Source organism: Empedobacter sp. UBA3475 (genome assembly GCF_002378465.1).
Taxonomy (GTDB): domain Bacteria; phylum Bacteroidota; class Bacteroidia; order Flavobacteriales; family Weeksellaceae; genus Empedobacter; species Empedobacter falsenii_B.
In genome coordinates this window covers 46602-60272 of record NZ_DFRA01000009.1, presented here as the reverse complement: position 1 = coordinate 60272, position 13671 = coordinate 46602, and the positions used below count along the sequence as shown (strand labels likewise).

Genomic DNA, 13671 nt, shown 5'->3' with positions numbered 1-13671 from the left:
TTTTTAATACACTTCTTCTTTTTTGAAGAAAACCGTGTCGTTTCCTTTTCTAAATTTCAGTTCTGAATATCGAATCGTGTAATCATCAGACATTCCGTAAGTTTCTAAAATAAAATTATCCTTAAAACGATAATTTCTATTGGTTTTATGTTTTGCATTTGAACCTAATTCTTCTTTCAAACTCAATATTACTGGAGAAATTTTGAATCGAGGATCAGTTTCTATTCGATTAATAATGGTATTGACATCGGCAGAATCCATAATCAAAACTGTTTCTTGTTTCATGTTTTTAATTCCAGAAATAACTGTCGAAACAATTTTTAAATTTCCTTTAAACCCAATTCCAGCTTGGTGTAAATCGGTTTTCAAATCATCATTAGAATACATTTGACTTCTGTAACCATATTTCACCATCGGAATCATCACAATAAAAAATATCGCAAGCGAAACTATCATTGCAGCTTTGTTGTAGCCTGCCATTCTCAATCCATAATATATAAATGGAATCAAAATCAATAATACAATTCCGAATATAATGACAGCAATTAATCCTGATTCCATTAGCCGTTAATCATATTTAAAAATTCGTCCTCAGTCAACACGACAACTGTTCCTATTTCTTCTGCTTTTTTCAGTTTACTTCCAGCTTTATCGCCAGCAACCAAGAAATTTAAGTTTTTAGAAACTGCAGAAATATTTTTCCCGCCATGATCTTCAACCATTTTTTGTGCATCAGTTCGATTGAATTTAGTCAAAGTTCCTGTAAACAAAAACGTTTTGCCTTCCAAAGAATCTGACAAAGGTTTTGCCTCTTCGCCAATCTCGAAATTCAATCCATAATCGCGTAAACGTTGAATCAAAATCTGATGTTGTTCTTCTTTAAAATATTCCTTAATCGAAATTGCAATTTTTTCTCCAACATCCGTTACAGAAACCAATTCTTCCATTGTTGCATTCATCAAACGATCAATCGTTTGAAAATGTTTAACCAATTTTTTTGCAACCGTTTCACCAACATGACGAATTCCAATTGCATACAACACCTTTTCGAAAGGTTGCTCTTTAGATTTTTCGACAGAATTAATAATATTTTGAGCAGATTTTTCAGCCATTCTTTCCAAAGGCAAAATATCTTCTTTTTGTAAAGTATAAAAATCAGCAATGTTATTTAGCAAATTTGCTTTGTGTAACAAAACCGCTGTTTCACCACCAATACTCTCAATATCCATTGCTTTTCGAGAAACAAAATGCTCTAATTTTCCAATAATTTGCGGTTCGCAACCATTCTCATTTGGGCAATAATGTTGCGCTTCGCCTTCGTTACGAATTAATTTTGTTCCGCAAGAAGGACAATTTTTAATGAATTCGATTTCTTCGGTTTCAGGTTGACGAACATCAGTATTAACACCAACAATTTTCGGAATAATTTCGCCTCCTTTTTCCACATAAACCATATCACCAATGCGGATATCCAACTTTTTGATAATATCTTCGTTGTGGACAGAAGCACGTTTTACGATAGTTCCAGCCAAAGAAACAGGCGCAAGATTCGCAACAGGCGTAATTGCTCCAGTACGACCAATTTGATAATCGATACTCAATAATTCGGTTTCGGCAGCTTCAGCTTTGAATTTATATGCCATTGCCCAACGTGGAGATTTTGCAGTATAACCTAATTCGTCTTGTTGTGAAAAAGAATTAACTTTGATCACAATTCCGTCCGTTTCGTAAGGTAAATTTTTACGTTCGATATCCCAATGATCTACAAAAGCTAAAACTTCTTCCAAAGAAGTACATAATTTTGATGTATGTGGAATCTTAAAACCTAATTCATCAGCGGCTTGTAGCATTTCCCATTGCGTAGAATAAGGCAAATTATTTCCGATAAAATAATACGGAAAACATTGTAAACCACGTTTCGCAACTTCTGTATTATCTTGTAATTTCAACGATCCAGAAGCGGTATTTCGAGGATTTGCATACAATTCTAAACCATTATTAGCACGTTCTTCATTAATTGAAGCAAATTTATTGAGCGGAATTGTAATTTCGCCACGCATATAAAATCGTTCAGGATAATTTCCTTTCAATTTCAATGGAACAGATTGTATTGTACGAATATTATTCGTGATTTCATCACCTTGTGTTCCATCTCCACGCGTTACAGCCTGCGTCAATTCGCCGTTTTCGTACAAAATAGAAATCGAAGCGCCATCATATTTCAATTCGCAAACAAATTCTACTTTTTCACCTAACGTTTTCTCAATTCGTTTTTCCCAATCTTGCAAATCTTCAACTGAATATGAATTGTCTAACGAATACATTCTAAATTCGTGTGTAATCGTCGGGAAATTTTTTGTAACCATTCCACCAACGCGTTGTGTAGGGGAATTGACATCAAAAAAGATAGGATTTTCGTCTTCTAATCGTTTCAATTCTTTCAGTTTCAAATCAAATTCGAAATCAGAAATTGTCGGATTATCTAAAACGTAATAATTGTAATTATGCTGAGTAAGCTCTTCTCGAAGCGCTAAAATTTTGTCTTGTATTTCCATTCTAAAAATGTTACCGAACAAAGATAAACACTTGAATTAATACGAACAATTTTTAAAATAATTTGGAATGATTTATATTTAGGAATATTTATTGCAACTATTAAAAAAAAATAATCAACTATGAATAATTTATTAGAGGTTTTGGACACAAAATCAAAAGGTTTTGAAAATACAGTTTCAATCGTAACAACTGGAGCAGCTGCAGGAATTGCAATTTCGAAAGCGATTAATAAGAACGAAAAAATTGGAGCTGTTGTTGGAGTAGGAGTAGGTTTGTTGGTTTATGCGATGTTTAGTCCTCAAAACAAATTGAAAAAAGAGAATAAAAAATTAGAAAAGCAAATAGAGAAAATTGAAGCTTAATTGGAAAAATAATCTGTTTTTATATGTAAGTATTTTGACCTATTTGGTGAGTTTAATTTTGCCTGTGCATTTCATTTTTGATGATCCAGAAGGATATTTTGGTTATGTTTATGCATATCTTGGTTGGATGACTTTTCCCTATTTGGACTTTTTTTGTTGGTTAGGGAACTTTACATTATTATTATCTTGGATTTTTTATAAGAAAAAAATAGGATTAATATTAGGTATTATCGCTGTTATTCAAATGTCATTATACGGAATTAATCATTTGACAAGATTAGATATTTTACAAATACATGAATATGATTTACCACTTTTTGGTTATTGGATTTGGTTATTTTCATCCACTTTTGTGTTAATTCATCATTATAAAAGATATAAATTAAAAAGTCAGACTTTGTAAAGTTTGACTTTTTTCGTTTGCGATATTCATAATTTGTTCTCGAAGATGATTAGATAGAATTTATTTTTAGCGTATTTAAAATATTTTTATCCTAATATTTGTATTGTTTTTTGAGTTAATTAATAATTTAAACTCTTTTAAAACCTCTGTTTAATGCCAATTTGGCCTATTTTTCTTCTTTTTTACGAATGTGACAATTCATTCTCGTTAATGATTAAAGTATAAATAAAATTTGCTTATATAATTTATTGATTCTATATTGCGTTATATCTATAAAATTAGTCGAGATTAGTATTGTTTTAGAAAGTTGGAATTGATACATTTGTTAAAAATAATTACTCTATAAAAACTATAGAGATTATATAAACAAAATGAATCAACTAAAAGAAATATTAGAGGAAGTAATAGGGCAGTCAAGTTTAGAAGAAAAATTATTGTTTTTGAATAACAACGTAAAAGAAAAAATAGTTTTTTCGACAAGTTTTGGTTTCGAAGATCAAGTTATTTCTCATGCTATTTTGAGTCAAAAATTAGACAATATTGAGATTTTTACTTTAGATACAGGACGTGTTTTTCAGGAAACATACAATACGTGGAATAAAACGGAATTGAAATATCAAGTCAAGATTAAACCATTTTATCCGCCAACAGAAGAATTAGAAAAATTTGTTGAAGAAAATGGAATTAATCCTTTTTATGATTCAGTTGATTTGAGAAAACAATGTTGCTATATCAGAAAAGTAATTCCTCTGAATCGTGCATTAAAAGAAGCATCAGTTTGGATTACAGGTTTGCGCGCAGAGCAATCGAATAATCGACATGATATGCACGAAATAGAGTTTGATGAAGAAAAACAATTATTCAAATTGAATCCATTGATTGATTTTACAACAGAGGATTGTTTTGATTATTTAAAAGAAAACAGAATTCCCTACAACCCGTTACACGACAAGGGTTTTATAAGTATTGGTTGCGCTCCTTGCACACGAGCGATAAACGAAGGCGAAGATTTTCGTGCCGGTAGATGGTGGTGGGAAGATAATAGTAAAAAAGAATGCGGTCTACATGCAAAGTAGACTTCAGGTGTTAATTTAATTTGAATGACTCAGCCTATTTTAGGTTGAGTTTTTTGTTTACTTTTACTAGACAAGTTTCAATAATGGAAATAGAACAAATCTTAGATCAAATTTCACCACTTTCCTCGCAGTCTATTCAGTTGATTGCAGATAAAATTCAACTAATTCGATTATCAAAAAACACCACGCTTATTGATGCCGATAAAGTTGAGAAAAAGTTATATTTCATCAAAAAAGGAATTGTTCGTGCGTATACGATAGACGATGGAAAAGAAATTACGTTTTGGTTTGGGAAAGAAGGCGATTTGATTTTATCGATGCGAAGTTATGTCGAAAATAAAATTGGCTACGAAACAATTGAATTAATGGAAGATTGTGAGTTATATGAAATTAAATCTTCTGATTTACAGTTATTTTACGCAACTAATTTAGAGATTGCAAATTGGGGAAGAAAACTTGCTGAAATTGAATTGATAAAAACTGAAGAGCGTTTTATTTCTAGGCAACTAGGAACGGCGATTGATCGTTATAAAAAATTGTTAGAAGAAAATCCAAGTTTGATTAATCGTGTGCAATTAGGTTATATCGCGTCATATTTAGGAATTTCCCAAGTAACATTAAGTAGGATTCGCGCCGAAATTTAAGCGAATAATTTTTTAACATTTGTAAAAAAATACTATTTTTTTCTAATTCATCTTTGCAGTAAAATATTAACAAAATGAATTGGATTTTATTGATTTTAGGAGGATTATTCGAGATTGGATTTACATCATCTTTAGGAAAAGCCAAAGAAACAACAGGCTCAGAAATGTATATGTGGTATGGCGCTTTTGCAATATGTTTGGTTGCAAGTATGACGTTATTAATCAAAGCAACACAAACTTTACCTTTGGGAACTGCTTATGCTGTTTGGACTGGAATTGGCGCTGTTGGAACAGTTTTAATTGGAATTTTTGTATTCAAAGAACCTGCTAATTTTTGGAGAATATTCTTTATTTTTACATTAATTAGTTCAATTGTAGGATTAAAATTTGTTTCGCATTAATGAACGAAGAAATTACAATAAAAAGAGTTGAAGGAAAAGATATTTTAAAACTTCAAGAAATCTCTAAAAAGACATTTGCAGATACATTTTCTTCTTCTAATTCAGAAGAGGATATGCAAAAATATTTGACCGAAAGTTTTTCAGAAGATCAATTATTAAAAGAATTAAAGAATCAAAATTCGTTGTTCTTTTTTGCAATGATTAATCAAGAAATTGTCGGTTATCTGAAATTGAATATTGGTGATGCTCAAACAGAAGTTTATGATATGAATTCTTTAGAAATTGAAAGAATTTATGTGTTAGAATCGTTTCAAGGAAAGAAAATTGGACAAATTCTTTTTAATAAAGCTGTAGAAATAACGAAGAATCTCAACCTACATACAATTTGGCTGGGAGTTTGGGAAAAGAATGTTTCTGCAATTAGTTTCTATTTAAAAAATGGTTTCGAAAAATTTGATCAACACATTTTTAAACTTGGTGATGATGAGCAAATAGATTATTTAATGAGATTAAAATTATAAGATTTATAATATGTCAAAATGTCTTATTAATTCTATATTTTATCAATAATGTGAAGTGGTATTGTTTTTGACATTGTAACAAAAAAATAATAGATATGGACACAAATAGAGATTATACATTCGAAGAAATACCAGATAGCTCTCACAATGAGCAAGATTTTTATGCAAAATTCAAAGAAAGATTAGATGATGTACAAAAATTTCCAGCTGATTATTTGTTCAAATTCATTTATCCTTCAAGTGAAGAAACGATGGAAAAAATCAAAGATATTTTTGCAGGAACGAATGCTGAATTTGATTACAAAGCTTCAAAAAATAGAAAATATACATCTATTTCGATTAAACTTTATGTGATTGATGCGGATACAGTAATCAATTATTACAAAGAAGTTTCGAAGATAGAAGGCGTTATAATGTTATAAAAAAGGTTGCAAATGCAACCTTTTTTTATCTTTTTAAAAAGAGTAGGGAGGTATCAATTTTTCAATTATGAAATTAATGTTCCCAGAGTAACCCTCTTTATTATGTTAAATACATAATGTGATTATTTTACTTCTTCGATAAAAACAATTGAAATCAATTTTTTAAATTATTATTTTTTTCAACTTGCAAAGATTTATCGGAACTAAATTTTAGTTTATACTTCATTTTATAAAATTTTGAAAGTTAATTTTCAAAATTTTGCATTCTCAATTCATTTCATAAAATCAACTTATTTAGAATAGAATTTTTGCTTTATTAAATTTTCTTAGAAATAGTGAGTTATTAAAGTTATTATTAATCAATTTTAAATACTTGTAAATACTTACAAATATTTGTAAATGGATATATTGCTGAATATAAATTTATTATAATTAATGTAGAATTGTTTTTTAAATGTTTAATCAGATAAATTTTTAGTAAAACTATTTTAATAAGTATAATTGAGCACAAACTTTTGCATCAGATAAAGCTTCATGATGGTTGAGTTGAAGATTAAATCGGCGAGCACAATCGGATAATTTTGTAGGAACAATTCCTTTCTGTTTGAAAATTCTGTATGTACATTCCCACTTTTCGGCAAGGTTAAGTTGAGAGTAATTGAGGCTATAAAACTCCATTGTATTCTTCAAAACAGAACGATCAAACGATTCGTTATGTGCAACAACAAGCTGATTTTGTAAACGATGTTTGATTTCAAAATAGACGTCTTCAAAACTTGGTGCATCAATTGTGTCTTCGGGACGAATTCCATGAACCAAAATATTATGATAATTATATTGATTTTGTGGTGGTTGAATTAACGTGTAATACTCGTCTGTAATCACATTATCTGTCACAGTTACAATTCCAACCGCGCAAGCAGAATTACGATAATTGTTTGCAGTTTCGAAATCGATGGCAACAAAATTTTCCATAATTTATATTTTGTTCGATATAAAATTAATGATATTTTCTTGTTCGAAAGGAGAAAACCAATTGACAGTTTCATCTTTTTTGAACCATGTCATTTGACGTTTTGCAAAACGTCTTGTATTCTTTTTGATTTCTTCTATCGCAAAATCCAATGTAATTTTCTCTTCAAAAAAGTCGAACAATTCTCGATAACCAACAGTTTGCAAAGCATTCAAATCTTTTAAAGGAAATAAATTTTTTGCTTCATTTAATAAACCTTCGTTCATCATAATATCAACTCGACGATTGATTCGGTCGTACATTTCTTCGCGAGGAAGTTCTAAACCGATTTTAATTATGTTAAATGGATGTTTGTTCAAATCTTGATTTCTGAAGTTAGAGAAAGGTAAACCCGAAGATCTAAAAATTTCTAAAGCACGTGTTACACGCTGTTTATTGAAAATATCAACTTCTTCAAAATACTTTGGATCGACTTCTTGCAATTCTTTTTGCAATTTTTCAATTCCAAATTCAGCAAGCTCATTATTCAAATCTTCTCTAATTTTAGGATTAACATCAGGAAATTCGTCAAAGCCAACTGTGATCGCTTTTTCATATAAACCAGATCCACCAACCATGACGCAAATGTCATTTGTTTTGAAATAATTATTCAAAAAAGCTAAGCCATCACGCTCAAAATCACCAACCGAATATTTTTCGTGAATAGAAATATTTTGAATAAAATGATGCTTCACTTCAGTCAATTCTTCCTCAGAAGGAACAGCAGTTCCTATCTTCATTTCTTTGAAAAATTGACGACTATCACAAGAAATAATTTCGGATTGAAAATGTTTTGCAACTTCTATTGCCAAATTGGTTTTACCAATTGCAGTTGGTCCAACAATAGAAATTAAGGTTTTATTATTTTGAATTTTTTGCATGTTATATGAAATCGAGCGCAAGATACTTCGATATTTTATGAAAAGAAAAAGCTTCTATAAAAAATAGAAGCTTTGTAAATTATATTGATCTTTAATTAATCATTAAAGTGGTAAAGGAAAACCACATCCGCCGTATAAGCAGGTTTCGGATTATCTTTAATTTCTAAATTTGCTTCGATGACAACTTTTGCAATTCCTCTCAAATTAGTAATAGATTTCAATTTTGCAGTTAATCTTACCTCACTATCAACCAAAACAGCTTGTCCAAATCTCAAATTTTCAATTCCATAATTGATTAACATTTTGATGTTGCGCACTTCCGCAATTTGATCCCACAAATGTGGAATTAAAGATAGCGTTAAATAACCATGCGCTATTGTTTTTTTGAAAGGTCCTTCGTTAGCTGCTTTTTCAGGATCTGTATGAATCCATTGATGATCTAAAGTTGCATCAGCAAAGCGATTGATTTGTTCTTGATTTATTATATGCCAGTCAGATTTACCGATTTCTTTACCTTCGAAAGCTTTGTATTCATCGAAATTATTAATAATTACCATTATTCAGGTGTTTTAGTTTTTAGTATTGTATTGCTCAAATCTAATGAATAATCGTCAGATAATAAATTTTATTTATGAGAAAGAGAGCATTTTTTGAATAATCTAAAAATAAAAAATCCGACTGAAAATTCAATCGGATTTTTTATAGCTATTTAATTTATTGCTACTCAATAATTTTTGCATCTTCAACATTTGCATAGGCTCTTTGCGTATCTCTCCATGCAAGATATTTAATAATTTCTTTGTTGAAATATTTCATTCCAAAAAGTAAAATCCCAAAATCATCTATCAAACCAAAAGGTCCAAATAGCGCTTCTGGAATAATATCAATAGGAGAAATAATGTATAAAGTTGCTACAAATCCAAGAAATAAATTCATGTTGTCAGGTTTATAACTTCCTTTTTTGTAATCACCTAACATATTGAAAAAAGCCTTTACTTTTTCAAAAAAAGATTTGTCTTTTTGAGCTGCCATTGCTGCTTCTCCAGCGACTTTAAAGAATTTTGATTTTTTCATTTCACAAAATATGTTTTAAAAACGTATTATGTATTACAAAGTACATGCCAAAACATTTAAATTGATTTTTGTGTCATGTTAAAACTTTATGTTACATTGTTTTACTTGTTTTTCTTTTTCAGTTTAATGATTTTTGCATTCAATATTCTGTCAAGCTTTGGATATCTTTCGCGCATTAATTTTGTGCTGTTAAAAATTTCTTCATCTTCCATTGTTTGTCCAGCGTAACCATCATACAAACTTTCTACAACATTCATTCCGTTCACCACTTTTCCAAAACTTGGAAAACCTACTACATCATTGGAATTGATTGTATCCAAACGATGATTATCTTTCAGATTAATAAACAAATCCAAATCTCTTGTGTTTTTTCCTGCGCGCGCAAAACTCAAAGCTCCTTTATTATTTCCAGCAATAACAGGTTCATCTTCTACAATAAACTTTTTCCATTGATTAGAAACAATTGTGTCTGTATTTCCAAATTGGGCGACAAAGTTCGGAACAACACGATAAAAAGTTCCATCTTCGAAAAAATTGTATTTAACCAATTGATAAAAACGATCAACAGCTTTTGGCGATAATTTTCTTTCAACTTCGATATCAATATTTCCTTTTGTTGTTTCAAATCGAGCAACAAAATTTTCTGGTGCCTGTTTCGTTGTCCATTTTTTATGAAAAACCGTTTTGCTAGAAGTACAAGCCGAAAGCGTAATAAGTGTAAATAATGTTAGAGTAATTTGTTTCATGTTCTAATTTTGTGGATTAAACTTAAACAAAAAACGACACTTAGCGTAAGTGTCGTTTCATTATTTTTGCAATTCTTGTTCAATTTTAAAAAACCATTCTGTTTTCTGGTTATAAACTTCCGCTTCGGCAAGCATATAATGTGCTTCTTTGGTTTCTTCATATTTCACGCGATCCATCGTTTCTGGGTTGAAAGGTGGTAAAGGTTGCACTTCTGCACTAAAAGTTTTGGTGTGGCCTTTATATGTAAATGTTTTGGTGATAATTTCTTTTTCCATTGTCTTTTAATCTTTGGTAAAAATACAACTTTTGCAACGGAGAATTTACATTCGGAATAATTTAATTTTTAGGCTGAATTATTTTTTGATAAATAGTAATTTTGCAGCTATATGATTACTCAAAATAATTCTAATCAACAACAAGTTCTTGTCGTTTCTTCGTTTGATGAACTTGTACATACAGCTTTTTCTGGGAAAAATAATGCGATAAATTGGCGGCGAAATTTAGAAGGTGATTTTGAGGAAATTGTGAATCAATTGATTTTAAAAGATGATATTACTGTTATTTCTATTGATGATTTGAATGATTTAGATTTATCTAATGAAGGAATTAAAGCGAGAAATATTTTGATCAATGATTTACAACAATTAACTGATTTTGGCGCTTCGCCAACTTTAAACTTACTGAAATGTTACGAACGCGATACTGAATTTGATTTTATTTCGACAGATGTTTATTCATTTCACGTTGATCGTTCGCCAATTCCTACGGATACTTTTTTGTGCACTTACTATGGCGCTTCCAGTGATATTGTAGCAAATGAAGATGTGGAACAAAAAATTTTGATTCCAGAAATTAGAGAAAAACTATTCGAATTATATGATGGACACATTGATGGTTTTGAAGATTTTTTGAAGGAATATTTCTTTGATTTGCATTATCTAATTCGTCCAGGTGTAGACCCAATTAATTTAGGATTAGGGGATCTTTGGCGATTGGCAGTTGATCATCCAGAACAAAAAGTTTTGCCTTGTGTACATCGCGCGCCGAAAGAAAATAAAGATGAATATCGATTATTGTTAATCTGTTAGGAATAAATTAATCAAATAACTATTAATAAAAATTATATAATTTAGATTCAAAAGATTAGGCTTTTGAATGAAGTCAAGCTTTTATTATTACAATGGTTTCACTAAATTTGCGTACATTTATTGATGAATAATTATTGTTAATTTAATTTCTATTATTATGAACAAAGAATCAGATATACTAAAATTAGAAGAAGCAGGAGCGTTAAATCGTTTAGCTAAATCTGCATCGCAAGCTGCAATTAGAGTTTCAGAAGCATTAGATTTATCAGTTCAATATGTTCAAGGAAATCGAATCATCGAGAGAAAACCTAATGGAGAAATTAAGGTGATTAAAACAATAGATCGAATAAAAGTTCCAGCTGAATTGAAAAAAGGAGCTAAATTATGTCTAAAATAAAACGTTTACGCGTTTTTGCTGGTCCAAATGGATCTGGAAAGTCTACTTTATTCGATTCAATCTCATCAAAATTTAATGCTGGATATTTTATTAATTCAGATTTGATTGAGAAAGAAATTTCTTTAAAAGGTTTTATTGATTTGGATCGATATGAACTAAAACTTACCGAAAAAGATTTTGAAGATTTTAAAACTGAACCTGCTTCAGTTTCATTATTCGAAAAAGCAAATAACGAAGGAAAAGCAATTGATGTGCAGTTTCGAAATAATGTTTTGGTTGATAAATCTAAATCTACACATAGTTACGAAGCGTCTTTTATTACTTCATTTATTCGAAAACACTTATTGATTAAAGGTAAATCTTATTCATTTGAAACGGTAATGAGTCATCCTTCTAAAATTGATGAAATAGTGGATGCTAAAAATCGTGGTTTCAAAACATATATGTATTTTGTCTGTATTGAAGATCCTTTGATTAATATTTCTCGAATTGAAAATAGAGTAGAAAAAGGTGGTCACGCTGTACCAGATGAAAAGGTGATTAAACGATATCATTCTACTTTAATGAATTTATTTCCAGCTTTAAAAATTGTAGATAAAGGCTATATTTTTGATAATTCAACTCAAGAAATGAGATTATTTGCACAAGTTAAGAGAAATGAACTTGAAATAGTTTCGGATAAAGTTCCAAATTGGTTTATAAAACAACTGCAATAAAAATTTTATCTTTGTAATTATAATGGTACAAATGGACGAATTCCAATTTAAAACGCCATTTATTACAAAGATTACATCAAATACTATGGATTTACAAGATCAATTAAAAAATCTTTTTCCTGATCATATACCTGAGCCAGAAGAAGTATCAAATGAAGAACAACATGAGTTATGGATTCAGAAAGAACCATTGATTTGTAAGTTTGAGAAACGAAAAGGGAAAATAAATACAATTATAGAAGGTTACGAAGGAGAAACAGAAGATTTCAAACTTTTAGCAAAAGAAATTAAGCAATTTTTGGGTGTTGGAGGTAGTTTTAAAGACGAACAAATCATCATTCAAGGAGATTATCGCGATAAGATTATGGCTTTCCTGAAAGATAAAGGATTTAAAGTGAAAAGAGTAGGTGGTTAATAATTTCTTTACAATTATTACTGATAAAAATTGTATATTGTTCTCTTATTTTTAATTATAAAATCATGAGTAAAGCAGCATCAGAATTAGTTTTAAATGCAGACGGAAGTGTTTACCATTGTAATATAAGACCAGAGCATTTAGCAGATACTATTATAACTGTTGGTGATCCAAATCGTGTCGAAAAAGTTTCAAGACATTTTGATACAATCGAGCAGACAGCAAGCAAAAGAGAAATTGTGACGCATACAGGAACGTTGAATGGTAAACGTTTAACAGTTATTTCGACTGGTATGGGAACGGATAATATTGATATTGTTTTATCTGAGTTAGACGCTTTGGCTAACATCGATTTGGAAACTGGTGAGATCAAAAAAGATTTCAGAAAATTATCATTTGTTCGTATGGGAACTTCTGGAGCTTTGCAAGCGGATATTCCTGTTGATAGTTTCGTTATTGGTTCTCACGGTTTAGGTTTAGATGGACTTTTGCATTATTATGTTGGGAGCGAAGCGATAATGAATAAAGAGGTAGAAGATGCTTTTATCAAACATGTTGATTGGTCGCCGAATAAAGCGCGTCCATATTTAGTAAAAGGATCTGATTTGTTATTAGATAAATTAGCTTCTGAAAAAACAATTCAAGGAGTAACGGCTACAGCTTGTGGTTTTTACGGACCTCAGGGACGTTATTTGAGATTACAACCAAATCCAGCCGATATTAATGAGCGTTTAACAACTTTTAATTACGAAGGTTTAAGAATCTCTAATTTCGAGATGGAAACTTCTGCAATTTATGGATTATCAGCGATGATGGGACATGAAGCATTGTCGATAAATGCAATTGTTGCAAATAGAATTTTAGGTGAATTTAGTGCCGATTCTTACAAAGCTGTTGATGCAATGATTGAATATTCGTTAGAAAGATTAACAAAATAATTTCGGAATCATATAAAA

20 protein-coding genes are annotated in these 13671 nt (G+C 30.1%); 12 read left to right on the top strand and 8 right to left on the bottom strand.

Annotated elements, in window-relative coordinates; genetic code table 11:
- Positions 1-3: 3 nt before the first annotated feature.
- Positions 4-561, bottom strand: coding sequence for a hypothetical protein (locus tag B3I31_RS02265; RefSeq protein WP_291048330.1), 558 nt, complete (start codon positions 559-561; stop codon positions 4-6).
- The gene (ligA, locus tag B3I31_RS02260) at positions 561-2555 is read right to left on the bottom strand and encodes an NAD-dependent DNA ligase LigA (RefSeq protein WP_291059936.1); all 1995 of its coding nucleotides are present in this window, start codon (positions 2553-2555) and stop codon (positions 561-563) included. Before ligA ends, B3I31_RS02265 begins: the two co-directional genes overlap by 1 nt.
- Before the next feature lie 120 nt (positions 2556-2675).
- Between ligA and B3I31_RS02255 the strand changes: the two genes are divergently transcribed.
- The 7 genes from B3I31_RS02255 (at position 2676) to B3I31_RS02225 (ending at position 6385) form a co-directional block, all read left to right on the top strand.
- Positions 2676-2918, top strand: a complete 243-nt coding sequence (locus tag B3I31_RS02255; RefSeq protein WP_291059934.1) for a hypothetical protein — start codon at positions 2676-2678, stop codon at positions 2916-2918.
- A complete protein-coding gene (locus B3I31_RS02250; RefSeq protein WP_291059933.1) occupies positions 2908-3321 on the top strand; it encodes a hypothetical protein in 414 nt (137 codons plus the stop codon). Before B3I31_RS02255 ends, B3I31_RS02250 begins: the two co-directional genes overlap by 11 nt.
- Positions 3322-3692: 371 nt before the next feature.
- A complete protein-coding gene (locus B3I31_RS02245; RefSeq protein ID WP_291059931.1) occupies positions 3693-4397 on the top strand; it encodes a phosphoadenylyl-sulfate reductase in 705 nt (234 codons plus the stop codon).
- Between the two features lie 83 nt (positions 4398-4480).
- Entirely contained in the window at positions 4481-5041 is a 561-nt protein-coding gene (locus B3I31_RS02240) for a Crp/Fnr family transcriptional regulator (RefSeq protein WP_125349393.1), read from the top strand.
- Between the two features lie 74 nt (positions 5042-5115).
- Positions 5116-5442, top strand: coding sequence for a DMT family transporter (locus B3I31_RS02235; protein ID WP_291059928.1), 327 nt, complete (start codon positions 5116-5118; stop codon positions 5440-5442).
- A complete protein-coding gene (locus B3I31_RS02230; protein WP_291059926.1) occupies positions 5442-5963 on the top strand; it encodes a GNAT family N-acetyltransferase in 522 nt (173 codons plus the stop codon). Before B3I31_RS02235 ends, B3I31_RS02230 begins: the two co-directional genes overlap by 1 nt.
- Positions 5964-6058: 95 nt before the next feature.
- On the top strand, positions 6059-6385 hold the full coding sequence (locus B3I31_RS02225; RefSeq protein WP_219034621.1) for a DUF493 family protein: 327 nt from the start codon (positions 6059-6061) through the stop codon (positions 6383-6385).
- A gap of 483 nt (positions 6386-6868) precedes the next feature.
- Here B3I31_RS02225 and B3I31_RS02220 read toward each other — a convergent pair whose 3' ends face one another.
- The 6 genes from B3I31_RS02220 to B3I31_RS02195 form a co-directional block, all read right to left on the bottom strand.
- Entirely contained in the window at positions 6869-7360 is a 492-nt protein-coding gene (locus B3I31_RS02220; protein ID WP_038334348.1) for a 3'-5' exonuclease, read from the bottom strand.
- A 3-nt stretch (positions 7361-7363) separates the two neighbouring features.
- Positions 7364-8278 (bottom strand): tRNA (adenosine(37)-N6)-dimethylallyltransferase MiaA, encoded by a 915-nt coding sequence (gene miaA, locus B3I31_RS02215; protein WP_286494844.1) that lies wholly within the window; start codon positions 8276-8278, stop codon positions 7364-7366.
- A gap of 95 nt (positions 8279-8373) precedes the next feature.
- Positions 8374-8835, bottom strand: a complete 462-nt coding sequence (locus tag B3I31_RS02210; protein ID WP_038334338.1) for a MaoC family dehydratase — start codon at positions 8833-8835, stop codon at positions 8374-8376.
- A 163-nt stretch (positions 8836-8998) separates the two neighbouring features.
- Positions 8999-9352: a YkvA family protein gene (locus B3I31_RS02205; protein ID WP_115000587.1), complete on the bottom strand. Its 354-nt coding sequence runs from the start codon at positions 9350-9352 to the stop codon at positions 8999-9001.
- 101 nt (positions 9353-9453) lie between these two features.
- Positions 9454-10098, bottom strand: coding sequence for a peptidylprolyl isomerase (locus B3I31_RS02200; RefSeq protein ID WP_221854483.1), 645 nt, complete (start codon positions 10096-10098; stop codon positions 9454-9456).
- A gap of 60 nt (positions 10099-10158) precedes the next feature.
- Positions 10159-10374 carry a hypothetical protein gene (locus B3I31_RS02195; protein ID WP_038334324.1) on the bottom strand — a complete coding sequence of 72 codons (216 nt, stop codon included), beginning with the start codon at positions 10372-10374 and terminating at the stop codon, positions 10159-10161.
- Positions 10375-10485: 111 nt separating this feature from the next.
- Between B3I31_RS02195 and B3I31_RS02190 the strand changes: the two genes are divergently transcribed.
- The 5 genes from B3I31_RS02190 to B3I31_RS02170 all read left to right on the top strand — a co-directional run bounded on the left by B3I31_RS02190 (position 10486) and on the right by B3I31_RS02170 (position 13653).
- Positions 10486-11187: a DUF1826 domain-containing protein gene (locus B3I31_RS02190; protein WP_221854482.1), complete on the top strand. Its 702-nt coding sequence runs from the start codon at positions 10486-10488 to the stop codon at positions 11185-11187.
- Between the two features lie 157 nt (positions 11188-11344).
- Positions 11345-11584, top strand: coding sequence for a hypothetical protein (locus tag B3I31_RS02185; protein ID WP_038334320.1), 240 nt, complete (start codon positions 11345-11347; stop codon positions 11582-11584).
- Complete coding sequence (locus B3I31_RS02180) at positions 11572-12300, top strand: hypothetical protein (protein WP_221854480.1); 729 nt, start codon at positions 11572-11574, stop codon at positions 12298-12300. The genes B3I31_RS02185 and B3I31_RS02180 overlap by 13 nt, the downstream gene beginning before the upstream one ends.
- 85 nt (positions 12301-12385) lie before the next feature.
- Complete coding sequence (locus tag B3I31_RS02175) at positions 12386-12715, top strand: translation initiation factor (protein ID WP_115002063.1); 330 nt, start codon at positions 12386-12388, stop codon at positions 12713-12715.
- Between the two features lie 65 nt (positions 12716-12780).
- Positions 12781-13653 (top strand): nucleoside phosphorylase, encoded by an 873-nt coding sequence (locus B3I31_RS02170; protein ID WP_286494841.1) that lies wholly within the window; start codon positions 12781-12783, stop codon positions 13651-13653.
- The last annotated feature ends 18 nt before the right edge of the window (positions 13654-13671 follow it).